Origin of the sequence: Methylobacterium sp. WL7, assembly GCF_008040085.1 — a bacterium.
GTDB lineage: Bacteria > Pseudomonadota > Alphaproteobacteria > Rhizobiales > Beijerinckiaceae > Methylobacterium > Methylobacterium mesophilicum.
Genome location: NZ_VRVG01000015.1, coordinates 1 through 25,074 on the forward strand (window position 1 = coordinate 1; position 25,074 = coordinate 25,074).

The 25,074-nt window shown below is 71.4% G+C and carries 22 protein-coding genes; 13 read left to right on the forward strand and 9 right to left on the reverse strand.

Annotated features, from left to right (window positions below):
- Positions 1-132 precede the first annotated feature (132 nt).
- A complete protein-coding gene (gene panB / locus FV233_RS06485; RefSeq protein ID WP_147855196.1) occupies positions 133-951 on the forward strand; it encodes a 3-methyl-2-oxobutanoate hydroxymethyltransferase in 819 nt (272 codons plus the stop codon).
- A 15-nt stretch (positions 952-966) separates the two neighbouring features.
- Here the strand turns inward: panB and FV233_RS06490 are convergent, their stop codons facing one another.
- The gene (locus FV233_RS06490) at positions 967-1,845 is read right to left on the reverse strand and encodes a LysR family transcriptional regulator (RefSeq protein ID WP_147896981.1); all 879 of its coding nucleotides are present in this window, start codon (positions 1,843-1,845) and stop codon (positions 967-969) included.
- Between the two features lie 68 nt (positions 1,846-1,913).
- Between FV233_RS06490 and FV233_RS06495 the strand changes: the two genes are divergently transcribed.
- Entirely contained in the window at positions 1,914-3,134 is a 1,221-nt protein-coding gene (locus FV233_RS06495; RefSeq protein ID WP_147896982.1) for a YbfB/YjiJ family MFS transporter, read from the forward strand.
- Between the two features lie 69 nt (positions 3,135-3,203).
- On the opposite strand, the gene FV233_RS06500 is transcribed toward FV233_RS06495, so the two are convergent.
- Entirely contained in the window at positions 3,204-4,199 is a 996-nt protein-coding gene (locus tag FV233_RS06500; RefSeq protein ID WP_147896983.1) for a hypothetical protein, read from the reverse strand.
- A 203-nt stretch (positions 4,200-4,402) separates the two neighbouring features.
- Between FV233_RS06500 and thiE the strand changes: the two genes are divergently transcribed.
- From thiE to FV233_RS06525, 5 genes are all read left to right on the forward strand, one after another.
- On the forward strand, positions 4,403-5,113 hold the full coding sequence (thiE, locus tag FV233_RS06505) for a thiamine phosphate synthase (protein WP_147896984.1): 711 nt from the start codon (positions 4,403-4,405) through the stop codon (positions 5,111-5,113).
- A complete protein-coding gene (thiD, locus tag FV233_RS06510; RefSeq protein WP_147855712.1) occupies positions 5,110-5,925 on the forward strand; it encodes a bifunctional hydroxymethylpyrimidine kinase/phosphomethylpyrimidine kinase in 816 nt (271 codons plus the stop codon). The genes thiE and thiD overlap by 4 nt, the downstream gene beginning before the upstream one ends.
- A 96-nt stretch (positions 5,926-6,021) precedes the next feature.
- Positions 6,022-6,648 (forward strand): XRE family transcriptional regulator, encoded by a 627-nt coding sequence (locus FV233_RS06515; protein WP_147855717.1) that lies wholly within the window; start codon positions 6,022-6,024, stop codon positions 6,646-6,648.
- Positions 6,649-6,732: 84 nt separating this feature from the next.
- Positions 6,733-7,140, forward strand: coding sequence for a hypothetical protein (locus FV233_RS06520; RefSeq protein WP_147855713.1), 408 nt, complete (start codon positions 6,733-6,735; stop codon positions 7,138-7,140).
- Positions 7,137-7,442 (forward strand): DUF4258 domain-containing protein, encoded by a 306-nt coding sequence (locus tag FV233_RS06525; protein WP_147855714.1) that lies wholly within the window; start codon positions 7,137-7,139, stop codon positions 7,440-7,442. The genes FV233_RS06520 and FV233_RS06525 overlap by 4 nt, the downstream gene beginning before the upstream one ends.
- 33 nt (positions 7,443-7,475) lie before the next feature.
- Here the strand turns inward: FV233_RS06525 and FV233_RS06530 are convergent, their stop codons facing one another.
- The 5 genes from FV233_RS06530 to FV233_RS06550 all read right to left on the reverse strand — a co-directional run bounded on the left by FV233_RS06530 (position 7,476) and on the right by FV233_RS06550 (position 12,537).
- On the reverse strand, positions 7,476-8,057 hold the full coding sequence (locus FV233_RS06530; RefSeq protein ID WP_147855715.1) for an ABC-type transport auxiliary lipoprotein family protein: 582 nt from the start codon (positions 8,055-8,057) through the stop codon (positions 7,476-7,478).
- A gap of 121 nt (positions 8,058-8,178) precedes the next feature.
- Positions 8,179-9,261, reverse strand: a complete 1,083-nt coding sequence (locus FV233_RS06535) for an MlaD family protein (protein WP_147855716.1) — start codon at positions 9,259-9,261, stop codon at positions 8,179-8,181.
- A 98-nt stretch (positions 9,262-9,359) separates the two neighbouring features.
- A complete protein-coding gene (locus FV233_RS06540; RefSeq protein ID WP_187277788.1) occupies positions 9,360-10,169 on the reverse strand; it encodes an ABC transporter ATP-binding protein in 810 nt (269 codons plus the stop codon).
- 10 nt (positions 10,170-10,179) lie between these two features.
- Positions 10,180-11,304 carry an MlaE family lipid ABC transporter permease subunit gene (locus tag FV233_RS06545; protein WP_147855719.1) on the reverse strand — a complete coding sequence of 375 codons (1,125 nt, stop codon included), beginning with the start codon at positions 11,302-11,304 and terminating at the stop codon, positions 10,180-10,182.
- 66 nt (positions 11,305-11,370) lie between these two features.
- Positions 11,371-12,537 carry an MFS transporter gene (locus FV233_RS06550; protein WP_147896985.1) on the reverse strand — a complete coding sequence of 389 codons (1,167 nt, stop codon included), beginning with the start codon at positions 12,535-12,537 and terminating at the stop codon, positions 11,371-11,373.
- Positions 12,538-12,701: 164 nt separating this feature from the next.
- On the opposite strand from FV233_RS06550, the gene FV233_RS06555 reads away from it, so the two are divergent.
- Positions 12,702-13,673: a hypothetical protein gene (locus FV233_RS06555; RefSeq protein WP_147857010.1), complete on the forward strand. Its 972-nt coding sequence runs from the start codon at positions 12,702-12,704 to the stop codon at positions 13,671-13,673.
- A gap of 71 nt (positions 13,674-13,744) precedes the next feature.
- Entirely contained in the window at positions 13,745-14,185 is a 441-nt protein-coding gene (locus FV233_RS06560; RefSeq protein WP_147857009.1) for a DUF1489 domain-containing protein, read from the forward strand.
- Positions 14,186-14,236: 51 nt separating this feature from the next.
- Here the strand turns inward: FV233_RS06560 and FV233_RS06565 are convergent, their stop codons facing one another.
- Positions 14,237-21,751, reverse strand: coding sequence for a hypothetical protein (locus FV233_RS06565; protein WP_147896986.1), 7,515 nt, complete (start codon positions 21,749-21,751; stop codon positions 14,237-14,239).
- A 290-nt stretch (positions 21,752-22,041) separates the two neighbouring features.
- Between FV233_RS06565 and FV233_RS06570 the strand changes: the two genes are divergently transcribed.
- The 4 genes from FV233_RS06570 to FV233_RS06585 all read left to right on the forward strand — a co-directional run bounded on the left by FV233_RS06570 (position 22,042) and on the right by FV233_RS06585 (position 23,583).
- Positions 22,042-22,365 (forward strand): Hpt domain-containing protein, encoded by a 324-nt coding sequence (locus FV233_RS06570; RefSeq protein ID WP_147896987.1) that lies wholly within the window; start codon positions 22,042-22,044, stop codon positions 22,363-22,365.
- A 146-nt stretch (positions 22,366-22,511) separates the two neighbouring features.
- Positions 22,512-22,832 carry a 2Fe-2S iron-sulfur cluster-binding protein gene (locus tag FV233_RS06575; RefSeq protein ID WP_147854870.1) on the forward strand — a complete coding sequence of 107 codons (321 nt, stop codon included), beginning with the start codon at positions 22,512-22,514 and terminating at the stop codon, positions 22,830-22,832.
- 199 nt (positions 22,833-23,031) lie between these two features.
- Positions 23,032-23,262, forward strand: coding sequence for a hypothetical protein (locus tag FV233_RS06580; protein ID WP_147896988.1), 231 nt, complete (start codon positions 23,032-23,034; stop codon positions 23,260-23,262).
- A gap of 24 nt (positions 23,263-23,286) precedes the next feature.
- The gene (locus tag FV233_RS06585; RefSeq protein ID WP_147896989.1) at positions 23,287-23,583 is read left to right on the forward strand and encodes a type II toxin-antitoxin system RelE/ParE family toxin; all 297 of its coding nucleotides are present in this window, start codon (positions 23,287-23,289) and stop codon (positions 23,581-23,583) included.
- A gap of 24 nt (positions 23,584-23,607) precedes the next feature.
- On the opposite strand, the gene FV233_RS06590 is transcribed toward FV233_RS06585, so the two are convergent.
- Positions 23,608-24,783 (reverse strand): VWA domain-containing protein, encoded by a 1,176-nt coding sequence (locus FV233_RS06590; RefSeq protein WP_147897004.1) that lies wholly within the window; start codon positions 24,781-24,783, stop codon positions 23,608-23,610.
- Positions 24,784-25,074 lie beyond the last annotated feature (291 nt).

Consider the following 25,074-nt stretch of genomic DNA (forward strand, 5'->3'; position numbering starts at 1 on the left):
CTTTCCTGAAACCGGGCTCCCCTCTCCCGACCCGGCCTGACGGCCGGCCCACCCTCCCCGCAGAGGGGAGAGGGAAACGTGGTGTTTCGGGCGCCATCCGCCGACCCCGATGAGCCGAAAGAGGTCCGAACCATGTCGCAGGTCGTGCAGTCCCGCCGGCTCCGAGCCATCGACATCGGCAAGCGCAAGGCCGAGGGGCGCAAGATCATCGCGCTCACCGCCTACCACGCCCACACCGCCGGCATCGTCGATCCCTATTGCGACTTCATCCTGGTGGGCGACTCGCTCGGCATGGTGATGCACGGGATGGAATCGACCATTCCGGTGACCCTGGAGATGATGATCCTGCAGGCGCAGGCGGTGATCCGCGGCACCGCCAAGGCGCTGGTGGTGGTCGACATGCCGTTCGGCTCCTACGAGGCGAGCCGGGAGCAGGCCTTCCTCAACGCCGCCCGGGTGCTCAAGGAAAGCGGCGCGGGGGCGATCAAGATGGAGGGCGGGGCGCATTTCGCCGAGACGGTGGCCTTCCTAGTCCAGCGCGGCGTGCCGGTGATGGGCCATATCGGCCTGACCCCGCAGGCGGTGAACACGATGGGCGGGTTCAAGGTCCAGGGCCGGGCGCCGGACGACGAGCGCCGCCTGCTGGAGGATGCCCGCGCGATCTCCGAGGCCGGGGCCTTCGCGATCGTGCTGGAGGGCATCGTCGAGCCGGTGGCGCGAACCATCGCCACGTCCCCGCAGGTCGCCGCCGCCACCATCGGCATCGGCGCCTCGGCGGTCTGCGACGGGCAGATCCTGGTGCTGGAGGACATGCTGGGCCTGTCCGAGCGCACCCCGAAATTCGTCCGGCAGTTCGGGTCGCTGCGGGCCCATATCGAGGATGCCGTGAAAGCCTACGCCGACGCCGTGCAGGCCGGTCGGTTCCCGGCGGACGACCACACCTACGGGTAGGGGCGAACACGCGCCCTACGCCGGCGCGCTGGTCCCGGCCGCATCGGGCAGCAGCATCGTGAGCGCGCGCAGGGCCGCGCTGGCCTCCCCCTTCCAGACCAGGCGGGTCCAGTTAATGCGCAGGTGCGACGGCAGCGGATGGCGCTCGATCGCCGTGCTCATCACCGCGTTGTCGAGCACCGCCGCCGGCACGATGGCGATACCGGTGCCGGCGGCCACGCAGGCCACGATGGCGTGGTACGAGCTCATCTCCAGAACCCGGTCGTAGGACGCCCCGTCCTCCGCCAGCCACGCGATCAGGCGCTGGCGATAGGAGCAGCCGTGCGGGAACGCCACCAGGGTCCGCCGGCCGGTGCCGGTGCCGATCCCGGGCGCATTCCGGCCGGTGATCAGCACCAGCTCCTCGTCGAAGGCCGGCACCGACAACAGGCTCGAGTGATCGAACGGTTCGGAGACGAAGGCCGCCTCGATCTCGAAGCGCTCGAGTTGCCGGAGCATGGCGCGGCTCGTCCCGGTCTGCAGCTCGATCGTGACGTCGGGGAACTGGGCGTGGAAGGCCGACAGGATCGGCGGCAGCCGCGCCCCCGCCGCGCTCTCCAGCGAGCCCAGGCGCAGGACGCCGCGGACCACGCCGCTGCGCAGCTCCTGTTCGGCCAGATCGGCCATCCGCAGCAGCGTCTCGGCATGGCCCAGGAGAATGCGCCCCGCCTCGGTAAGGTTCAGGCTGCGGCCCTCGCGGCGGAACAGGGCCACGCCCAGACGGGCCTCGAACTGCTTGATGCGGGTCGTCACGTTGGACGGGACCCGGTGCAGCCGCGTCGCCGCCCGCGTCACGCCGCCCTCTCGGACCACACAGCGGAAGATGTCGAGGTCGTCCAGATCCATCGTTCTCATCAAGAGAACCGTACGTCACAAAAATTCATTTTCCAAGAACGCCCCGCGGGTGTTCAAGGGGTGCCGACATGAGTACGCTCCCGCACGCTCCGACCGATCCGAATCGCCCGCCCTGGCCAATCGTCGCCAGCGGCCTCGTCGCCCTCGCGGTCGCGATGGGGATCGGCCGGTTCGCGTTCACGCCCCTGATGCCGCTGATGATGCGCGACGACACCCTCACCGCCGCCGCGGGCGCCGAATGGGCCGCGGCGAATTATGTCGGGTACTTGGTCGGTGCGCTGACGGCCCCCTGGTTCGCCCGCGCTCCGCTCCGGGGCCTCCTGCTCAGCCTCGCCGGCGTGGCGCTGACGACGGTGGCGATGGCGGCGGCCGATCACGCCGCGCCGGCCGGGCTCGGTGCCGGATTGCGGGCCTTGGCCGGCGTGTTCAGCGCGTGGGCCCTGATCTGCGCGAGCGGCTGGTGCCTCGCCGAGCTCGCCCGGCGCCACGTCGCGCGGCTCGGCGCATGGATCTACACCGGCGTGGGCCTGGGCATCGCGCTGGCCGGCGCGCTGGCCTGGCTGGGTGGAACCCAGCCGGCGACGCGGCTGTGGCTCGAACTGGGCCTCGTCGCAGGTTTGGGCGCGCTGCTCGTCGGGTTCCTGTCCCGGGGGCAGGGCCTGGCCCCGGTCCGGATCGGCGAGCGCGAGGCCGCGTCCTTCGCCCGTCCGTCACGGAGCGGGCAGGCGGCCCTGGTCCTGTGCTACGGAATTTTCGGGTTCGGCTACATCGTGCCGGCCACGTTCCTGCCCGCGATGGCCCGCGAGTTGGCCTCCGACCCAAGGGTGTTCGGCCTGACTTGGCCGCTGTTCGGCCTCGCCTCGGCCCTGTCGGTCGCGGCCGTGGCCCACTGGCTGACGCGCGTGCCGCGGCGGCTTCTCTGGGCGGCGGCGCAGGGCCTCATGGCGCTCGGCACCGGCCTGCCCCTGGTGGCCCACACCCTCTGGGCGGTCGCGGCCTCGGCGGTGCTGGTGGGCGGGACCTTCATGGTCGCCACCATGGCGGGCCTGCAACTGGCCCGCGAGGCGCGGCCCGACAACCCAACGCCGCTCCTCGCCCGCATGACCGCCGCCTTCGCGGCCGGACAGATCCTCGGCCCGGTGCTCGTGCGCCTGCTGGGTCCCGGCCGCCGCGCCGGCTGGGACGCCCTGGACTGCACCGGCGCCGTCGCCACCCTGCTGCTGGTGCTGACGGCTCTGTGGCTGTGGCGCGCCGCGCGCGTATCGCCTGAGCGGCTGGTGCCGATCTGACACGGCGTCGGGTCGCGCACCCCAATCTGGTGAGCCCTTGGCTGGCACCGTCGAGCGAGGCTGCGCCGATCACCCCACCCGCCGCAACGGCAGCCGCAGCCCCGGGGCCGGCCTTTCCAAAAGAACCTCCCGGCGGAAGCGCACCAAGCGGGCCGGTCGGCCGGCGGTGCCGCTGGTGAGGGCCTCGGTCTCCTCCACCAGCCCCTGCTGGGCGACGAGCCGGCGAAAGTTCTGCTTGTGCAGCTGCGTGCCCGACAGGGCCTCGACGGTGCGCTGGAGCTGGAGCAGGGTGAAGGCCGGGGGCATCAGCTCGAACACCACCGGGCGGTATTTGATCTTGCCGCGCAGCCGGCCGATCGCGGTGGCGAGCACCCGGCGGTGGTCGAAGGCCATCGGCACGCCGGTCGGGTCGTTCGGCACCGCCGGGCCGGCATTGCCCTTCGCTTCCGGGATCAGGCCGGCCTCGAACAGCAACTCGTAGCGCTCCAGCACGCGCTCCTCGTTCCAGGTGCCGCCGTTCATCCCGAAGGTCAGGCCGAGCCGGTCGAGGCGGCGGGTGCGGATCGCGCAATCCGTCGGCTCGGCGGCCCAGGCGGCGAGCTGCGTCTCGATCGCGTCGAGCTGGGGCGGCCGGCCTTTGCGGAAATCCTCGTACGGGAGGTAGCGGTACCAGTTCTGCCACGCCGCCTCGGCCAGGCCGGCCGGGCGTTCCTCGCGGACCAAGGCGAGGTAGGCCACCGAGAGCGAATGCGCGTCCGGCATGTCGGCGGTGCCGGAGCGGTCGCGGTCGCCGAAGGTGTAGAGCTGCTCGACATAGCCGAGGCGCTGGTGCGTCTGCCGCTCAACCCAGGCGCGCAGGCCCCGCTCCAGGGTGGCGTGCTCGGGCACGAGCGGCCCGGCCGGGAGGCCGTCGCCGCGGCCCGGGGCCTGATCCGGGACCCGGATGGTCAGGGCGCGCGGCTCCCCCTTGGTCGCCGCGACGATCACCGCGACGAGGCCCACGGAGGAGCGCTCCGGCAGGGCCTGTGCCCCGCGCGCACCCGTCTGTGCCTCGCCGACCGTCATCGTCCCTCTAGAAAAACCTCTCCCGCCGGGTGCGGGATCCCAGACTGATACGTCTCTATAGGGGTACAGGATCGCCGCGCGTCAACGCGGCTCTGTGACCGGACGGGTTGCAAAGCCGACGGCCGCTGCCCAAACAGGACCGCCCGAGATGCGCCGGCGCGGGGCCGGCGCAGGGCCAGTTCCGGCGGGGGCCGGCGACCAGAATGGCAGCGCGCGCGAACTCCGCGACGGCCGGGAGCCGGCCCGTCGATCTGCGGCTCTACGGCCTCCTCGATGTCGGCGTCTGCGGCGCCGACGGCGATCATCTGGCGCGGCTCGCCGCCGACGCGGCGACGGGGGGCGCGACCCTGCTCCAGTACCGCGAGAAGGACATCCCGGACGCCCGCGTCGCGCTCGCGCGGATCCGGGCGATCCAGGCCGCCGTGGGCGGGCGGGTGCCGGTACTGGTCAACGACCGGGTCGACCTGGCCCTGGCAGCCGGTGCGGACGGCGTCCATCTCGGCCAGAGCGATCTCCACCCGGCCGAGGCGCGCTGCCTGCTGGGGGAGGGGGCGATCATCGGGTTGACCGTCAAGACCGCCGTCCAGGCCGACGAGCTGTATCGGCTGCCGGTCGATTACGCCTGCATCGGCGGCGTGTTCGCCACCACCAGCAAGGATAATCCCGATCCACCGGTCGGCCTCGATGGCTTTTCGCGCATCGCCTTCCGGGCCCGGCTCGCCCGCGGCGCCGGCTTGCCGCTCGGCGCCATCGCGGGCATCGGCCTGCACAACGCCGCCCCGGTGATCGCCGCCGGTGCGGACGGCGTCGCGGTGATCACCGCCCTGTTCGGGACCGAGCCGGTGCGCCAGCGCGCCCGGGAACTGCGCGCGGCCATCGACGCCGCCCTGTCGGTGCGGGGAGACTCAAGGTGAGCGGCGCCAGCCCCATCGCGGTCACCATCGCGGGCTCGGATTCCGGCGGCGGCGCCGGCATCCAGGCCGACCTCAAGACTTTCTCGGCGCTCGGCGTCTACGGCGCCAGCGTGATCACGGCGCTCACCGCCCAGAACACCCGCGGCGTCCAGGGCATCCACGACGTGCCGGCCGACTTCGTGGCCCGGCAGATCGACAGCGTGTTCTCCGATCTGGCGGTCGATGCCGTGAAGATCGGCATGCTGTCGCAGATCGCGGTGATCGAGGCGGTCGCCGACGGGCTGTCACGGTGGGCCGGGACCGCCCCGGTGGTCCTCGACCCCGTGATGGTCGCCACCAGCGGCGACCGGCTGATCTCGCAGGACGCCGTGGCGGCGCTCCGCGAGCGGCTGATGGGCCGGGCCGACCTGATCACCCCCAACCTGCCGGAAGCGGCGGTGCTGCTCGGCGAGCCGGTCGCCGGGGACGAGGCGGCAATCGTCGCCCAGGCCCGGCGGCTCATCGCGCTGGGCGCCCGCGCCGTGCTGATCAAGGGCGGCCACGGGACCGGGGCGCTAAGCGTCGATCACCTCGTGACACGGGAGGGTCACGCGCAGACCTTCGCGGCCCAGCGAATCGCCACGCGCAACACCCACGGCACCGGCTGCACGCTCTCGTCCGCGATCGCGGCGGGGCTCGCCCGGGGCCTGACGCTGCCGGAGGCGGTGACGGCCGCGAAGGACTACCTCACGGCCGCGCTCACGGCCGCGGATCGCCTTGCGATCGGCGCCGGCCATGGGCCGGTCCACCACTTCCACGCGATCTGGCGTTAGCTTCCAAAGCCCCCTGCCTTGCGTCCGGACGGCGATTGCGTTTGAAGAAGCGCACGATCGTTCGGATAACGGAACGGCCAGGGTGGACCGGTGACGATGCAGGACCAGGCGGAACGGCCCGACCGGACGCGCGGACGCGACCTGCTGACCGGGGCGCAGGTGCTCTCCGGCCAGCTCGGCAAGACGATCCAGCGCCTGCGCAAGGCCTACAACCTTTCGCTGTCGGAACTCGCCGAGCAATCGGGCGTGGCGAAGTCGATCATCAGTCAGATCGAGCGCAACGAGACCAACCCGACGCTGGCGACGATCTGGCGGTTGTCCCAGGCGCTCGACGTGTCGATCGACCGGGTCCTGGCGTCGAGCGACGAGGAGCCGTTCATCGAGAAGACCTCCCGGGCGGACACCCCGATCCTGGTCTCGGAGGACGGCAAGGTCCGGCTGGCGATCATCGGCTGGATCAAGACGATCGAGTGGCTGCAATGGTATGAGGTCACGGCCGACCTCGGCGGCGTCCTCGATTCGGATCCGCACCAGCGCGGCTCGGTGGAATCGCTCTCGGTCGCCGAGGGCGCGTTCGAGGTCGAGATCGGCGGGATCGTGCAGCGCGCCCGGACCGGCGAGACCCTGCGCTACCGCTGCGACCGGCCTCACCTCGTGCGCTGCACCGAGGGCCCGGCCCGGGCTACCATGGTGGTGATCCTAAAGGCGGCCGTGATGGAGTGACCGGCCGGGCGACCTTCTTGTGCGAACGATTGGGTTGTAGCAACCTCAAGACCGAGAGGCATTACGGGAATCAAGGGCGGCCCCGTGGAGCGTATCGGGCGGCTGCTCTTTGACCACCCCCTTGTGAAAGCCGTCGGACTCGGCCTCCTTGGTCTTCTCGGCAACGTTCTGTCGGGCGCCTACATCTTCGAGATCACGAAGACGATCGACGGAGTACAGGTTCTCGATTGGAGCGCGACGCCTTACAGCCGTTCGTTCTGGCTTCTCGTGATCGTCCTATCAGGCATGGGTTTGTACGGTTGGGGGGCCGCCCGCTACGAAAACAGGATGCGCCGCGCATTGAGTGAGGCCGACGTTCTGGGCATCGCGCTTCAGGAACTGGTCGGCCCGATGATCGAAGCGGCGAAACGCGATATTCAGGACAGGAAGCTGCGGACGCTCGACGACGTCAAGCGAATGTTCGGATCCGAGTCGGGGGATCGTCAGCCATGAACACCGTGTTCACCCAACATGCCGTCGACCGCATGCAGGCGCGCGACGTCAACGACATCGACGTGAGCCGTCTTCTCGAGAAGGTCGAGCATGTCTCGAGAGATCGCGAGACCCTGACGCGTTCGGAAGATGTCGTCCGCTTAGGCAAGCGTCACGGCGAGGAGACCTTCATCGTTCGTGCCGGCGACATGAGGGCTGTCTTGGCGCTCACGCAAGACCGACCGGAGCAGATGATCGTCCTCGGCGTATTCCGGGCTGACGAAGCGCCGTCTTCCATCGACCGATTACAGCCGGGCGTCTGATCGACGGCATCGTGCGGCTCAGGCCGCGCCCCGTCACCGTCCGGTATTCACCCACCGCACCACGTCGGCCAGCACGGTGGTCAGGGCCTGGTCGAGGGCGCGGGCGCCGTTGCCGGCGTCGATCTTGGCCACCGGCACGCGGGCGGTGAAGATCCGGGCGGCGGTGACCTTACCGGTGCCGTCGGCCACGAGCTTCAGGGACAGGTCGACCACCGCCTCACCGGTCGTCGCCTGGATGTCGAAGGCGCGGATCTCGCTGATCAGCTGATAATCCGCCACGACCTTGTCGCCGGGCCGGCTGACCGAGCGGAGCCGGCCGGAATTCTCCAGGCTCTGCAGGAGGCGGGTCTGGATCAGCCGCGGCAGCCGGTCGGCCCATTGGCCGCCGCCCAGGAAGGCGAGGGCGCCGCCGGATTCGCGCACGATGATCCGGTCGGCCTCGAACGGCTGGATCCCCACGGGCTCCGACACGGCGATCGAGCGGCCGGCCGCGACCGGGCGCCCGGCCGGAGGGAGCGCCGCGAGATCGAAGGTCAGGGGCGTCGCACCGCCGCAGCCACCCAGCAGGGCGGCGAGCAGCGCGGCGGCGATGAGGTGGGACGAGCAGCGGGCCATACGCACAACCTGAGGAACCCCGCCGGCGAACGGCAGAGCTGTATAAGCTATGCCGCAGAAACTATCCCTCGCTCGTATAAGTGCCGTGCGCCGGGACACATCGGCCGGGCGCACGGTGATTTCACCGCCCGCCGTTGTATTCGGGCAACGACGGCTTGCCGCCGAAGATCACCTGGCTCGGGTCGCGCTCCAGGCTGCGCACGGTGCGGTTCAGGGTGTTGAGGGTGCGCTGCCCGTCTCCCGACAGGGCCTCCACCTCCCGGCGGCCGGTGCCGCTCAGGCGGCCGAAATTCGTCGAGATGCTGGCGGTGCGCTTGTCGAGGTTCTCCGACATGACGCGGAAGGCCTTGCCGGCGTCGCGCACCGAGACCGCGGCCGCGCGGATCTCCGTGAACGTGCTGGAGCCCTCCTGGCCGGAGGCGGAGCCGAGGAAGCTCTGGGCGCCGTTGAGCACCGCGTCGATCTTGTCGGCCGATGCGTTGAGCTTGGCCGCCAGTGAGCGGGCGTCGTGCACGGCGCCCTCAATGTCCGGGCTGGACTTCGACAGGGCCGCCGAGAACCGGTCGGCATTGTCGATTACGTGGCCGAGCTTCACCCCATCCACCGCCTTGACCAGGGTCGCGATGTTCGGGCCCGCATCGGCGAGCGTCTTCGAGAACGCCTCGACATTGGTGAGCGCGCGGTTGATCGCGCCCTCGTTGCCGGCCACGATCCGGTCGAGCCGGGCGAGCATGTCGTCGGCCCGCTGGGCGACCTGGCGGGCCAGCGCCATCATGTCCTGCATGTCGGAGGAATCGGCGAAGATCGTCGGCGGCTCGCCGTTGGCCATCGGGGCGAGCACGGGCGCGTCGGCGTTGCCGCCCGACAGGGAGATCACCGAGACGCCGGTCAGCATCGCCGAATCGAGCCGGGCGCGGGTGTCGGCCCGGAGCGGCGTCGAGGGGTCGACCTTGATCTGGGCGAGCACCCGGCGCGGGTCCTGCGGGGCGAGGCGGATATCGGTGACCTCGCCGACCTTGATGCCGTTGAAGTTCACGCTCGACCCGCGGGAGAGCCCCCCGACCGAGCCGGAGAATACGATGCGGACGATCTGGCTCACCTGCCGCGAGGAGCCACCGGAGAGCCACAGCACGGTGCCGAAGCCCGCCAGGATGACGGCGAGGGTGAAGGCCCCGATGAGGGCGTAGTTCGCGCGGGTTTCCATGCGATCAGCCTGCGGTTCCGCTCGGCGAACGGGGTCCGGCCGAGCTGCGTGTCCACGATCCCAGGCGGGACCGGGACGGGATCAGGGGGAAGGGGCGGTCAGGCATGCGCCGGCACCCCGGGGGTGATGGCGCGGGCCCGCTTGCCGTGGAAGTATGAGCGCAACCAGGGGTGGTCGCTCGCCAGCATCTCCTCGATCGTGCCGGCGGCGATGATCTGGCCGTCGCCCAGCGCCGCGATGCGGTCGCAGGCGGTGTAGAGGCTGTCGAGGTCGTGGGTGACCATGAACACGGTCAGGCCCAGCGTCTCCTTCAGGGTCGAGACGAGGTCGTCGAACTCGCCCGCGCCGATCGGGTCGAGCCCCGAGGTCGGCTCGTCGAGGAACAGGATCTCGGGATCGAGCGCCAGGGAGCGGGCGAGCGCCGCGCGCTTGATCATGCCGCCGGACAGCTCGGAGGGCAGCTTGTCCGCCGCATCCGGTTGCAAGCCGACCATCTCGATCTTGAGCCGGGCGAACTCGTCGAGCAGGCGTTCGGACAAGTCGAGATGCTCGCGCATCGGCACCTGGATGTTCTGTTTGACCGTCAGCGCCGAGAACAGGGCGCCCTGCTGGAACAGCACGCCCCAGCGCTGCTCCATGCGGCGGCGCTCGGCATAGGTCATGCCGTCGACGTCGCGGCCGAACACCTCGATCGTGCCCGCCCGCTTCGGCGTCAGGCCCAGGATCGTCCGGGTGAGCACCGACTTGCCCTGGCCCGACGGCCCGACGAAGCCCATGATCTCGCCCGCGCGGATGTCGAGGTTCAGCCCCTTGAGGATGGTGCGGTCCCGGAAGCCGACCACGAGGTCGCGAACCCGGATGATGGGTGCGGGGCCGGCGGCGGTCTCGGGCATGGCGGGGGCGATCATCACAGCGGGCTCAGAAATCGATCGCGGCGAAGAACACGGCGAACAATCCATCGAGGACGATGACCATGAAGATGGACTTCACGACTGAGGCGGTGACGTGGCGGCCCAGAGATTCGGCCGAGCCCTCCACGGCGAAGCCCTCGATCGTGGCGAGAATCCCGATGATCAGTGCCATGAACGGCGCCTTGATCAGGCCGACCATGACGTGGTGCACGCCCACCGCCGCCTGGAGCCGGACCAGGAACTGATCCAGCGTCAGCCCGCCGTACAGCATGGCGGTGAGGCCGCCGCCAGTGAGCGCGGCGATGTCGCCGATCAGCGTCAGCATCGGCAGGCCGACCATCAGGGCCAGCACCCGTGGCACGATCAGGATCTCGATGGGATCGAGGCCCATGACCCGGAGGGCGTCGACCTCCTCGCGCATGCGCATCGAGCCGATCTCGGCGGTGATCGCCGAGCCCGAGCGGCCCGCGACCATGATCGAGGTGAGCAGGACGCCCATCTCGCGCAGGATCAGGAGGCCGATCAGGTTCACCACGAAGGTCTGGGCGCCGAAGCGCTGGAGCTGGAAGATGCCCTGCTGGGCGACGATGCCGCCGACCAGGAACGAGATCAGCACGATGATCGGGGCGCCGTTGAAGGCCACCTGCTGGATCTGGTTGACCAGGGCGGTGCCCCGGAACGTGCCCGGCCGCAGGGCCACCCGCCCGCAGGCGGCGATCACCTCGCCCAGGAAGGCGAGGGCGGTGACGAACTCGCGGCCGCCGCGCACGGTTTCGCGGCCGACCGTGTCGAGGAACCCGACGACGCGGCCGCGTCGCAGCGGGTCCGCGGCCTCGACCTCGCGCAGGCGGACCTCGCCCAGCAGGGTCCGGTGCTCGGTCCGCACGCCGACATAGGTCAGCGCGCCTCCCGCGTGCTCGATCTCGGCGCGGGTCCGCTCGAGCACCCAGGCGCCCAGCGTGTCGAGCCGCTCGATCCCGGACAGGTCCACCGTCACGGAACCGGTCCGGCCGGCCGCCAGGATGCGCGCCGCATTCGCCTCGACGGTCGGCGCCTGGTCGGCGGTCCAGCGCCCGTCGAGCGCCAACCGGCCATCCGCCGGCCGGTCCCGCAGCGATGCGCCGGGAACCATGCCCTCGCTCAGCAAGCCCTAACTCCTCGATTGGAGGCACCACCCTGCCGTGTGGTTATGTCGACATTACGGTTGACGATCCGTATCCGGCGGCACGCGGCCGGAGGCGAGCGCCAGACCCAGGCCGCAGGCGGCGAGCGGCGCCATCAGCAGGAAGGCGAGGGGGCCGCCGGCCCGGTAGGCGAGCCCGCTCGCCAGGGTGGCGACCACGGAGATTCCGGCGTTGACCGCGCTGAGCGTGCCCTGCGCCCGGCCCCGCGCGCCCTCGGGGGCGTAGGCCGACACCGCCGCCATCGCGCCGAGCTGCGTCGCCCCGAAGGTCAGGCCGTGCAGGCCCTGGAGCGGTACCAGGGCGGCCAGGTGGTCGCCCAGAAGATACATGCCGACCGCGCGCAGGATCGCCGCCGCGGCGCCCAGAGCCAGCAGCCGCACCGGGCTGCGCCAGGCGGCGGGGAGGGCGGTGATGCCGGCAAACAGCGCGATCTCGGCCAGCACGCCGGTCGCCCAGAGCGAGCCGACCCAGGCCGGTGCGATCCCCTGGCTGGTCCAGTAGATGCTGCCGAACCCGTAGATCGCCCCGTGGCTCGCCTGGATCGCCGCCGCGGCGCCGATGCAGAGCCACAGCCTGAGCGGCAGGCGCGGCCGCACGGTCCCGGACGGGACCTGCGGCAGGGCCACCACCGAGCGGCTGCGCCAGGCCACGAACCCCGCCGCCAGGGCGAGGCCGGTGAGCAGCAGCGGCACCGCGAGCTGGCCGCCGAGCGCGGAGAGCATCAGGCCGCCCGCGAGGTTGGCCAGCAGGAACGCGATGGAGCCCGCCATCCGGATCCGGGCGTAGACCAGGCGGGCGTCGCGGCGCACGGCCGCCAGAGTCAGGTAGTCGATGCACGGCACCAGCGGCGCGCCGGCCACGGCGTTGAGGACGATGAGCGACGCGAGCGCGGGCCAGCCGAGCCCGGCGGCGCCGGGCATCAGCGCGTAGGTCAGGCTGAGGGCGAGGCTGCCGATCATGATCAGCCGCCGCGGACCCAGCCCGCGGTCGAGCAGGCTCATCAGCGGCGCCGTCGCGACGATCCGCGTGGCGATCGGCAGGGCGAGCAGCACGCCGATCACCCCGGCATCGAGGCCGAGGCCGTCGAGCCAGAGCGGCATGAACGGCATCGCGATGCCGATCTCGGTGAAGACGACGGCGTACAGCAGCGACAGGCGCGCCGGGCCGGACGGACGAGGCAAGGATAAGAGGTCCCGGAGGAAGGGAAGCGGGTTCGGGGACGTCCCGGGTCCCGGGTGCGAACGCCGTAAGCGCCCGTTAAACCCTCCCTGTCAATTTGCCGTCTCCCGGTTCGCACCGCGCGCCGGCCGTCGCCGTGCCGTCCTTTCGGGTTCGGAGGGATCCCATGTCCGGTTCAGCCCCCGCAGGCGCCCTCGCCGAGTACGAGGCGATCGAGGCGACGATCTGCCTCAGCGAGCGCGGGCGCTGGTTTCTGGCCGAGTATGCCCGGCGCAACCGGGCCGCCGAGACCGAGATGCTGCTCGGCGCCATGAGCCGGCTCGAGCACGTGGTGACGGCCGAGCGGGACAACCAAGCCTTCGGTCAGCTGCACGGCAACCTCGTCGAGATGGCCGCGGCGATCAGCCAGACCAAGGCCGAGATCGCCGCGATCAGCGCGCGCGACAACGAGCAGACCCGCCTGACGCAGGCCTCCCTGGCGCTGGACGCCATCGTCCGCGAGACCGAGCAGGCGACCTCCGACATCCTCGGCTCGGCCGAAGCGATCCAGGAGGCGGCCTGGACCCTGCGCGAGCGGGGCGCCGACGCCCCGACCTGCGACGCGCTGGATCGGCACGCGACCGCGATCTACACGGCCTGCTCGTTTCAGGATCTCACCGCCCAGCGCACCGCCCGGATCGTCTATACATTGCGCTACCTCGAGGACCGGCTCGCGTCGATGATCGCGATCTGGGGCACCGACGCCGAGCGGATCCCGCCGATGCCGGTCAACCCGGCGGCCGGGGCCCTGCCGGACGCGCCACCGCTCGACCTCTGCCAGAGCGACATCGACCGCTACATCGCCATGGAGGTCCCGGCCGTGACCGCGGCGGCGCTCGTCGCCCGCCCGGGAAGCCCGCCGCTGCACGAGGACATCGTGTTCCTGCCCGTCTCGGACGAGGCGGAAAACGCGACGATCGAGGATCTCGCGGCGGAAAACGCGTTCGTAGGCATGGATGCCATACACGCCGAGCCCAGCCCCAACGCGGATGGGGCCGAGTTCGCGGCCGCACCCGCCTTGGAACCGGGCTTGCCGGCCTTGAGCTTCGCGGCGATCGACGCGCTGCCGCCGGAGCAGCGGCTCGCCCTGTTCGCCTGACGGCGCGGACGCGCCCGGAGCCTGCTATCAGGGGGCCCCGCCCGCCGAGGGCCGTCAGACGAAACGCTTCCGTGGCCCTGAACCTGATCAAGCTCTGCGTCGGACCCGCCTCCATCGCCGACCTCGAAGCCCGTCAGGAGCGGTACCGGGCCGAGGCTTTGCGCGAGGGTCGGCCGGCCGACCCGTTCCACGTCACCCGCACCCTGCCCAAGCGCCATCGCGAGATCGCCGGCAAGGGCTCGATCTACTGGGTGATCCGCGGGACCCTGTCCTGTCGGCAGGCGATCACCGCGATCGAGAAGCTGACCGGAGAGGACGGCATCCCGCGCTGCCGGCTCGTCTTCGACCCGCGCCTCGTTCCGGTGTCGCCCCGCCCCTGCCGACCGTTCCAGGGCTGGCGCTACCTCACGGCCCGAGACGCACCGGCCGACCTGGGCGCCGGGCAATCGGGCGACCTCGCCGAGATGCCCGAGGCCCTGCGCCGCGAGCTGGTCGGTCTGGGCCTTCTCTGAGGCCGCGTACCGGCGGCGCGGGTACGTGATGCACCCGCGCCGGCCGTCGTCCTACGCCCCGTCGAAGCGCCCGCTGGCATGGGCCAGCATCGTGTAGACCTTGCCGGTCTCCGAGGTGAGGTAGGCGTCGGTCCGCTTGGCGTCGCTGTCGTTCTTGACCACGTCGCCCAGCAGCCGCTCGAACTCACCCACGTACCGGTCGACGCTGCGGCGGAACTCCGCATCGGCGCGGTAGCGGCGCTGGATCTCCGCGAAGGTGGTCCGGCCCTGCGGCGTGTAGATGCGCGGGTCGAACAGGTTCGGCTCACCCCGGCGATAGCGCTCCCACAGGTCCACCACGGTCCGGTGCTCGATCATCCGGGCGATGTCGGTGGAGATCGTGTCCAGCGCGATCCGGCCGGTCTCGGCGGGGGCCTGAGACTGCGCCGGGGATTGGCGGCCCGACGGCGCCGGGGACGCGGCGCTGGTGGCCGCCGGCTCGGCGTCGTCGTCCTCGTCCAGCGAGGCGCGCGTCAGCAGGTCCGACAGCCAGCCGCGCTTGGCGCCGCCCGCCGTCATGGCGGCGGGGCGGGCAGTCGCAGAGGGCCGCGGCGCCTCGATCCGGGCCGGACCGATGGCGGACCGCGCCGGAACCTGGGGCGCCGGCAGAGCCGGAGTCGAGACCGGCTGAGCCTGCGTCGCAGTCGAAGCGCTGCTCACCTGCGCCGCCGAGACGGCGCGGGAGCCGCCCTCGGCTACCCGGCGCTGGGCCTGCGGCTGGGCCACGTCCACCGAGCGGGTGGTGCGGGACACGAGGGCCGACAACTCGTTCAGCGCCTTGATCTGGTCGGCCACCACCCGGCGCATCTCGCCGGTGGCATCCTGCGTCTCGCGCGGCAGGTCGAGGACGCCCCGGGCGAGTTCGGCGCGAGTCGCGTCGAGTTCGCCGCGGATCGAGCCCGCCATCTCCCGCAGGGACGAGACCGAGGCCCCGAACTTGGTCTGCGCCTCGTCGAGGCCGCTTCGCATCTCCCGGGCGGCCTCCTCGATGGCCTGCCGCACGCCCTGGGCCGCCTTCTCGCTCTCGGCTCCCGCGCTGTCCTTGAGGCCCTCGAAGGCGCTGGTGACCGAAGCCCCCGCGCCCTCCGCCGAGCGGGTCAGCGCCTCGCCGACGGCGCGGGCGCGCTCCTCGGCGGTCCGCAGCGTGCGCTCGATCGTCTCGGCCAGGGCGCCGCCCTGCTGCTCCAGGGTGTTGGCGCGTGCCTCGAACCCGGCCAGCGCCTCCGCGAGCGCGGCCTCGCGGCCCGACAGGGTAGCCCCAAGGCGCTCCTCGATCGCGGCGAGCGACGAGGCCGCCCGGTCGAGCGCTGAAACGTGCACGGACGTCTGCTCGCCGAGCGCACGGCCGCGGCCGTCGAGGGACTCGGCGAGGCCGGTCGCCTCGCGCAGCGCCGTGTTGGCGACCTCGCGCAGGGCCTCGACCTGGGACGCAACACCGGCGGTGGCGCGGCCGGTCTCCAAGGCGATGCGCTGCAGCGCCGACTGGACCTGCTCGACCCGGCCCGCCAGCCCCTGCTCGATCGCGCCGAGGTTGGTGCCTGCACCGGACACCAGCTCGCCCAGCGCCGCGTTGGCACCTTCGATCCGCTGGAGGACGGCACCCAGCTCGCGGCCCAGCCGGTCGTTGGTCTCGAACAGTTCGGTGAGGGCGCGGCCCGCGCCGTCGTCGATGGCGGCGCGGAGCAGCTCGGCCGAGGCCCGCGACTGCGCGGCCAGTTCCTCGGTCTGCAGCCGTAGCGTCTCGGCCAGAGGCACGCCGGTCTCGATCAGCACGCGCTCGATGGCGTCGGCACGGTCGGCCAGGGCCCGCGACAGGTCGAGCATCGGCCCGTCGATGGCCGCGCGCAGGCGCTCGACATGCCCTTCCAGGCTGTCGCCGACCGCACGGCAGCTGCCGTCGACGCTGGCGATGAGCGCCCCGCCCTTCTCCTCGATGGCGCGGACCAGCACCTCGGCGCTCTCCGCGAGGCGGCGGGACAGAGCCTCGCCGCGGGCATCGACCAGGGCGCCGAGCGCGGTGGAGCGGCGCTCGAAGCCGGCCCCCAGAGCCTCGGTGCGGGCGTCGATCAGGCCCGCCAGCGCCGCCTCGCGACGGCTGAGCGTGTCGGCCAGGGCGGCGTTGTGCGCGTCGACCTGCTCGGCATGCGCCCGCGCCCGCTCGTCGAGCGCCGCCACGAGGCTGGCGGTGCGCTCGTCCATGAGGCCCGCAAAGGCGTCGTGGCGGTCGTCGAAGGCGGTGGCCAGCGTCTCGGCGCGCTGGGCGACCAGCGTCGCGAACAGCCGCATGCGGCTGTCGATGCGCTGAGTGAAGGCGTCGGCACGGGCATCGACCCCGCGGGCCAGCGCCTCGCTCTGCGCCTCGACCGTGTGCACCAGGGCCGCGGTGCGCCCCTCGACGACGCCGTCGAGGTCGCGGATCCGCGCATCGAAGGCCTCGACCAGCGAGCCGGTGCGCCCTTGCGCGGCGTCGAGCAGCGCCTGGCTGCGCTCGCTGAGCAACGTCTCGATCGCCGAACGGGCCTCGTCGAAGGTCGTGCGCAGGGTCTCGATCCGGGTGTCCAGGAGGGCGGCCACGCCCGTAGGCGCCGCGTCGAGGAGGGTACGCAGGTCCTGCGTGCGCGCCTGGACCGCCATAGCGATCTCCCGGCCGCGGCTCTCCACCGAGAGCTCAAGGCTGGATTGCGCCCGCTCGAACAAGGTCCGGAGCTGACCGCTGCGGGCCTCGAAGGTCTCGGCGAACTGCGATTCGCGGGCCTCCAGCAGGCCGGCGATGGCCGGGTTCGCCTGCTCGATCACGGTCTGCAGGGCCTGGGTGCGGTACTCGATGGTCCCCGCGATCTCGCGACCGCGGCCATCGACCAGACGGTCGATCTCAGCCTGGGCCTGAGCGAACAGGGCCTGCAGGTCGCCGCTCCGGGCCTCGAAGGCCTGGGCCAGCTGGGTCTCCCCCGCCTGCAGCAGCCCGGCGATGGCCGGGCTGGCCTGCTCGATCACGGTCTGCAGAGCCTGGGTGCGGTGCTCGATCGCCCCCGCGATCTCGCGGCCGCGGCCGTCGACCAGACGATCGATCTCCGACTGCGCCTGGGCGAACAGGGCCTCCAAGTTGCCGCTCCGGGCCTGGAAGGCCTGGGCGATCTGGGTCTCACCCGCCTGCAGCAGGCCGGCGATGGCCGGGCTGGCCTGCTCGATCGCCGTCTGCAGGGCCTGGGTGCGGTGCTCGATGGTGCCGGCGATCTCGCGGCTGCGGCCGTCGACCAGGCGGTCGATCTCCGACTGCGCCCGATCGAACAAGGCGCGCAGGTCGGCGAAGCGGGCATCCAGCAGGTCCGCCATGTCGGTGGGCGCCGCGTCGAGGGTCTGGCGCAGGCCCTCGGTCCGGGTGGTGATCGTGTCGGCGAGTTCCTGACCGCGCACCTCCACGAGATCGCGCAGGCCGGCCTGAGCCTCCTCGAACAGGGCCTGGAGGCGCTGCGTGCGGCTGTCGAGGGTCGCGGCGAGCTGGCGCTCCCGGGTCTCGACCAGCGCGGTGACGGCGGCGGGCGCCGCCTCCAGCATCGTCCGCAACGCCTGGATCTTGGTGTCGACCGAGGCGGCGAAGCGGCCGCCCCCGCCTTCCACAACCGCGTCGAGGGCGGTGTGGGCTTCCTCGAACAGGGTCCGCAGGCCCTGGGCGCGGGCGTCCAGGGTCTCGGCCAGGCGGTTGCCGCGACCCTCGACCAGGTTCTCCAGGTGCCCGAGGCGTTCGTCGAACAGGCCGCCGAGCGCCTGGGTCCGGGAATCCAGGGCCCCGGCGGCGCTGCCGAAGGCGTCCTCGACGGCGGCGATCAGGGCGCGGCCGCGTGTATCCAGCGCCTCGTTGAGCGGGCCCATGCGGCCGTCGAGGGTGGTGGCCAGGGTGCCGGCATGGCCGTCCAGCATCACGCGGATCTGGTTGGTGCGGTCGTCGAGCAGGCCGTGGACCGAACGCACGCCCTCGTCGAGCAGGCCGCTGATGTCGGCGGTGCGGCTCGACAGGGTGTGGCCGAGGCGGCCCTCGCCGGCCTCCAGCATCCGCTCGGCATCCGCAATGGTCTGCTGGAGCTTGGACAGGACGCTGTCGCCGCGCTGGTCGATCAGCTCGGCCAGCGAGGTGCCGCCGCGGTCGAACAGGCGCGCCAGCTCGGTGATGCGGCCGCCGATCGCCCCGAACACGGTCCGGCCCTTCTCGTCGAGTTCGCTCGACATGGCGGCGATGCGCTCGTCGATCAACGTCGCGAGCAGTTCCGAACGCTCGGCGAAGGCCGCGCGCACGGCCTCGGTGCGGGCGGAGAGGGCCGCGTCGGCGCTCTGGGCCCGCTCGTCCACCAGCTGGACGATCTCCTGCACCCGGCCCGACAGCGAAGCCTCGAGGACCCGGGTGGATTCGGCCACGGCCCCCGTGAGGCTTCCGATGCTCTCGGCCATCGCCTTGTCGATCCCGCCGGTCCGGTCGGTGATCGTCGCGACCAGGTCGCGGGTGCGGCCGGCCAGTTCCTCGTCGACCGCGCGGGTGCGCGCCTCGATCAGGCGGATCGCCTCGAAGGCCTGCACGCCGAAGCTCTCGTCCACGAGGCGGGCGCGCTCATCGAGGGCGTTGGCAATCTCCTGCAGACGGCTGATGACGCCGGCGTCGAAATGCTCGGCGCTGCCCGCGATACGGCGGGCCATCTCGGCGGTGCGCCGGTCGATGTCCTGCCCGAGCCCCTCGGCCCGGCCGTCGAGCACCGCGACCAGGTTGCGGCTGCCCTCTTCCATGATCCGGGCCATCTCCCCGGTCCGGGCGGCCAGCGCCTCGTTCAGGGCCTTGCCGCGGGCGTCGATCCGGCCGTCGACGTGATCGACCAGGTTCGCCACGACGTCGCCGATCTCGGCCGCGCGCTTGGCCGAGCGCGCTTCCAGGTCGCCGAGATGGGTCTCGACCAGGCTGCCGGCCTCGCGGGCGCGGGTCGCGATGGTCTCGGCCACCGCCTGGCCCTTGACGGTGATGAGCCGGTCCATCTCCTCCAGCCGGGCCCCGACGGTCTCGCCCATCGTCGCGGTGTCGCGGCCGATGCGGTCGGCCAGGATGTCGCCGCGGGCGATGGTCTCCTGCAGGGCGGCGAGGCGGCTGCCGAGAGTCTCGTCGATAGCGCGGACTCGGCCGTCGGCGGTCTCGGCGAAGCTCGCGCCGGTCTGGCTGAGCGTGTCGGCGATGCGCGCACCCTGGCTCGCCACCGCGAGCACGATGTCGCGGCCGGTGCCGCTGATCCGGGTCTGGGTCTCCTCGGCATGGCTGGCCAGGAGTTCGGCCACGCCCTTGCCGTGCTCGCCGAAGGCGGCCTCCATCTCCCCGATGCGGGCGGCGAGGTCGTCCGAGATGGCGCGGGCGGCCTGTGCCAGGCTGCGGGTGGCGTCGCCGGTGCGGGCGGACAGCTCGCGGTTGAGGTCGCCGAGGGCGCCGCGCAGGGCGGTCACCGCGGCAGAGCCGCGCTCATTGAGTTCGATGCCGGCCCGGTCGGCGGCATCGCGGAAATGGGTCAGCAGGTTCGCGGTCTCGGCCGCGACCGCGCCGGTCACCTCGGCCGAGCCGTGGCGCAGGGTCTGCAGGGTATCGGCCAGGCGGGCGGACGCCGCGCGCGTGTGGGCCTCGAGTTCGCCGGTGACGGTGCTCGCGGAGCCGCGCAGGGACTGGACGGCGGCGGCGGCGCCGGCCTCAAAGCCGTGGCCCAGCGCCGAGAAAGCGGATTCCAGGCTCTGGGTGGCGGCCTCGGTCCTGTCGGTGATGTGGCCGCCGGCCCGCTCGGCCGCCGCCTGGACGCGGCTCTCGAGGTCCGAGGCCTGGACCGTCACGGTGTCGTGCAGGCGCGCCGCGATGCCGTCCATGCGCCCGGCCAGGGCATCGCCGCGCTCGGCGATCGTCTCGGCGATCCGCTCGGCGGTGCCGATCAGGTCATCGCGCACGGTGCCGGCCTGGCTGGTCAGCGTCTCGCCGACGCCGCCCATGGCCAGCGCCAGGGCGGCCTGGGCGTCGCGCCCGCGGCTCTCGATCGCCTCGGCGACGGAGAGGCCGGCCGTCTCGATCTCGGCACGCAGCGCCAAGCCGCGGCCGGCAATGTCCTGGGTGAGGGCCGCGCCGGTCTCGGCGAAGCGCGCGGTGATCTGAGTCCCCATCGCGCCGAACCGCTCCGTCAGCTCGGAACTCCGCGACAGGAAAGCGTTCTCCAGGCCGATCACCGAGCGCTCGAAGCTCTCGCGCACGACGCCGCCCTGGCGCTCCAGGGACTCGCTGACGCGCAGGCCGGTCTCGGCGAGGCTCTGGGCGACGGAGGCGGTGCTCTCGGCGATCCGCCCGGTGAGGGCGTCCCCGGTCGACTGGAACGCGCCGGTCACGTCGCGGGCGCGGGTCTCGAAGGCGCGCGTCAGGCTCTCGCCGACGTCCAGCAGGCTGCCGCGCACGCCCTCGCTGGTGGCCGCGAGGTTCTCGATCAACTCGTCGCCGCGCCCGGTCATCAGGCTGACGACCCGGTCGCCGGCCTCGCCAAGGGATGCGGTGATGGCCGCGCCGCGGGCGTCGAGCGCCCCGGTCACGCGCTCGCCCGCGCCGTTGAGCGCCAGGACGATCCGCTCGGACGCGCCCTCCAGCTCCTGGCTCAGGCTCTGGTGCGAGCCGGTGATCGCGCCGCGCACCCGCTCGGCGTTGGTGACGATGGATTCCCGCTGGGCCACCAGCTCCTCGACGAGGGAGCGGATGCGGATCTCGTTGTCGGAATAGGCCCGCTCCAGGGTGGCGATCTCGCCGCGCACCAGGGTCTCGAGTTCGCCGGCCCGGGCGAGCGCACGCTCGACGCCGTCGCCGACCGCGGCGACTTCCCGGCGCACCGTCTGCGACATGGTCAGGACCGCATCCGTGGAGAAGCTCTCGGGCTCGGCCAGGCGCACCGCGACTTCGCCGACCGCGCGGGCAACGAGGCGCATCTCCTGCGCCCGCGCGGCCAGCATGGCGGCGATCACGAACAGGACGACCGGCCCGAGCAGGGCCGCGGCGCCCACCGTCGCCTGGAGCGGGGTGAGGCCCGAGACGACGCCGCGCAGGTCGCCGCCGGATTGCAGCCAGGCGACCAGCACCAGGCCGGCGATCCAAGCGAGGCCGGCCAGCAACGCGTACAGATAAGGCTTGGGCGAGGAGCGCACCCGCAAGGTCTGCTGCAGGATACCGATGTTGCGCCGGTCATCGTTCGCCACCAGCGAGCGGTCGGGCGGCAGCAGTCCGCCCTCGCGGCGCGGACGCTCGCGGCCGGGCGGGGGCAGGTCGGAGGCCAGCGGCGGGTCGAGGTCGAGGCGCGGCGGCGTCTGGCGGCCGGCCGGGTCGAGGGCACCGTCGAGCAGGGGATCGGCATCCCCGACATCGGGCAGGCGCGGCTCGGCGCGGCTCTCGGTGCCGGTCGGCGTCAGGGCGTCGAGGTTCAGCGCCTGCTCGATCGCAGAGAGCGCGGCCTCGGCCGGATCCTTCAGCTTCTTCTCGGTCGCCATTCAACGCCTCGTCACACGGGTTTCACCGGCACCTGGGGAGGCTGATGCCAGAGACGCAACGTCCCGTTTACCATTACAGGATTAGACGCGGACACCGATTGCCGATACCCGAGCCGCCGTCCGACCCCAGAAACCGTTACGAGAATGGTTACCGGGTCCGCCGCCTTCCGGCTGCACCATCTTGGCGCAGATGAGGGTCCCTGCGCGATCCCCGTCCAGCGAATCGGGGGGTGAATCATGGGGAGAGGTTCGGCAACCCCCAGAAGAATGCGGATTCCGGGAGTTCGAGCATGCTGGCCATCGACCGTGCGGAACTCGATGCGCAGACCTTCGGCGACGCCGAGTTGGCCGACGAGGTGCTGGCGCTGTTTGCCGGGCAATGCCGGTCGATCCTACCTCGGCTGACCGACCCGTCCCTGCCGGCCGCCCAGCGCGCCGACCTCGCCCACACCCTGAAGGGCTCGGCCTCCGGGGTCGGCGCCACCCGGGTCCGCGCCTGCGCGGACGCCGCCGAGGCACGATTGCGGGCCGGCGCCGGGGCGGTCGCCCTCGACGACCTCGTTCAGGCCGTCGCGGCGGCACTGGCCGAGATCGCGCCGGACGCCGAGTCTTAAGAGCGTCGGTTCGCCGAACAGGCGCCGATGCGGCGATCGATCCGGAACGGACCGCCGCCACCGCGCTTGCATTCCATGGCCTCAGCCGCCAAGCAGTCACCCCGCCCGTCGAAGCGAGGCCGCTCGACGCGAGCCCGGAGCCGAGCATGCCCAAGATCACATACGTCGACCACGCCGGGACGGAGAGGACCGTCGAAGGCAGCGTCGGCGCGACCGTGATGGAGACGGCGTTGCGCAACAACGTCCCGGGCATCGATGCGGAGTGCGGCGGCGCCTGCGCCTGCGCCACCTGCCACGTCTACGTGGCCGACGCGTGGATCGACGTCGTGGGCAAGGCCCAGGACATGGAGCAGGACATGCTCGATTTCGCCTCCGACGTGCGCGAGAATTCCCGCCTGTCCTGCCAGATCAAGATCGCCCCGAACCTGGACGGGCTGGTGGTCTCGACCCCGGCGCAGCAGGGATAGGCTATCGGGCGCTTAGCTGACGAGAGAATGAGGTTGCCCACCTTCGATAGGGCTTGCCTTCACGCGTCATATTCAGCGCGCAGGTGAAGTCGAGGATGACTCCCCATGAGGCTCGCGCGGGGCTAAGCTGTCGCGCGGGTATCATCGTTTTCCGAAAGCAAGCTACCATCTTTCGGGACGACGCTGCGGGAGCCTGAACATGACCAGGGTTGAATTCCGGCAGGAACATCGGCTGGACTCGTCCGACGAGACGGCACAACAGCGTAAGGCTCGCCTCGCAGCCGAAGCGTCGATGCTGGCGGTCGCCAAAGCGGATATCGCAGACGGTCGATATATCGCGGACGGCGATGTCGATGCTTGGCTTGATGCCTGGGTGAATGGAGAGCCGGTCGAGATTCCTGAAGCCTCTGCCCACTCGCGCAAGCGCTAATTTGCGACGTACGAACTCCGAACCGTGTCGTTTCGCTTTCGGATTTCCCGCGCGGCGGCGGCTGATCTCGCTTCCGTGCGAAGATGGCTCCGCCAGCCTGGCGCAGGGGAGAGGGCGGCACACCGCCTTGCTCAGATCAACAGAGCCCTTCAGGAACTGCGACACACCCCGCTCATGTGGCCGGACGGCGAGCATGATGGAACGCGATCCCGCACCGTAGCGGGCCACCGAATCGTCTACGCGATGACAGACGACGAAGGCACGGGGACAGTCGATGTGCTCTGCGTCTTCGGACCCGGCCAGAGTTCGGATAACCTTTGACGCCCTGTCTGTTTTGACCGGCCCTCACCGCACCAGCGCCCGGGCCGCCGCGTCGAGCCCGTCGAGGGTGAGGGGGAACATGCGGCCGCCCACGAGCCGCTGCACCATCCCGATCGACTGGGTGTAGCCCCAGTGGGTCTCCGGTATCGGGTTCAGCCAGGCCACCTTCGGGAAATGGTCGAGGAGCCGCTGCATCCAGACGGCGCCGGGCTCCGCGTTCCAATGCTCCACCGAGCCGCCCGGCGTGGCGATCTCGTAGGGGCTCATCGAGGCGTCGCCGACGAACACCACCCGATAGTCGCTGCCGTAGGTGCGGATCACCTCCGTCAGCGGGGTCCTGGCCTCGTGCCGGCGCCGGTTCTCGGTCCAGACCGCCTCGTAGGGGCAGTTGTGGAAGTAGTAGTGCGCGAGGTGCTTGAACTCCGAGCGCGCCGCCGAGAACAGCGCCTCCGCCTGCTCGATGTGCCAGTCCATCGAACCGCCGACATCCAGGAACAGCAGAACCTTGACGGCATTGCGCCGCTCCGGCCGCAGCCGCACGTCGATGTAGCCCTGGCGAGCGCTCTCGCGGATCGTGCCGTCGAGGTCCAGTTCCTCGGCCGCTCCCGTCCGGGCGAAGCGGCGCAGCCGCCGCAGCGCGAGGCGCATGGTGCGCGCGCCGATCTCGCGGTCGTCGTCGAGATCCTTGAACTCGCGCTTGTCCCAGACCTTCACCGCGCGGAAGTTGCGGTTGCCGTCCTGGCCGATGCGGATGCCCTCGGGATTGTAGCCGTAGGCGCCGAACGGCGAGGTCCCGCCGGTACCGATCCATTTCGAGCCGCCCTGGTGGCGCTCCTTCTGCTCGGCTAGGCGCTGCTTCAGGGTCTCGAACAACTTGTCCCAGCCGAGCGCCTGCAACTCGACCTTCTCGGCGTCGGTCAGATACTTCTCCGCGAGCTTGCGCAGCCATTCCTCGGGGATGGCTGCGGGCTCCACCGCTTCCCCGAGAGTCTCCAGCCCCTTGAAGACGGTGCCGAACACCCGGTCGAACCGGTCGAGATGCGCCTCGTCCTTCACCAGGGCCGTGCGCGCGAGGAAGTAGAACGCCTCGACGTCCCGCTCGGCTAGGCCCTGGTCGAGGGCGCCGAGCAGGGTCAGGTACTCCTTGAGGGAGACGGGAACCTTCGCGTCTCGGAGGGCCGTGAAGAAGTGCAGCAGCATCCCCGAAGAACGCGCCAGCAAAGCGCGCGGGTCAAGCCCAGGCGAATCAGCCAAGTTCAGGATCCGGCGGCCCGCACATCCGGCGCTGATCTCAGAGTCGTTTCAGATGGTCGACAAGATTCATCGGCGTGCGAAGTGCTTATCCAGAGTCTCCCGGAGAGTCTCCAGAAGCCTCGGAGAGTCATAAGCTGGGCATAACTCACCGAATCTGTTGATATGTGCGGGTCCAAGCCTCGCGCAGTCACTGAAACGGTCATGGGAATCGCTCAACTCGGCATCTCAGGTGTGTTC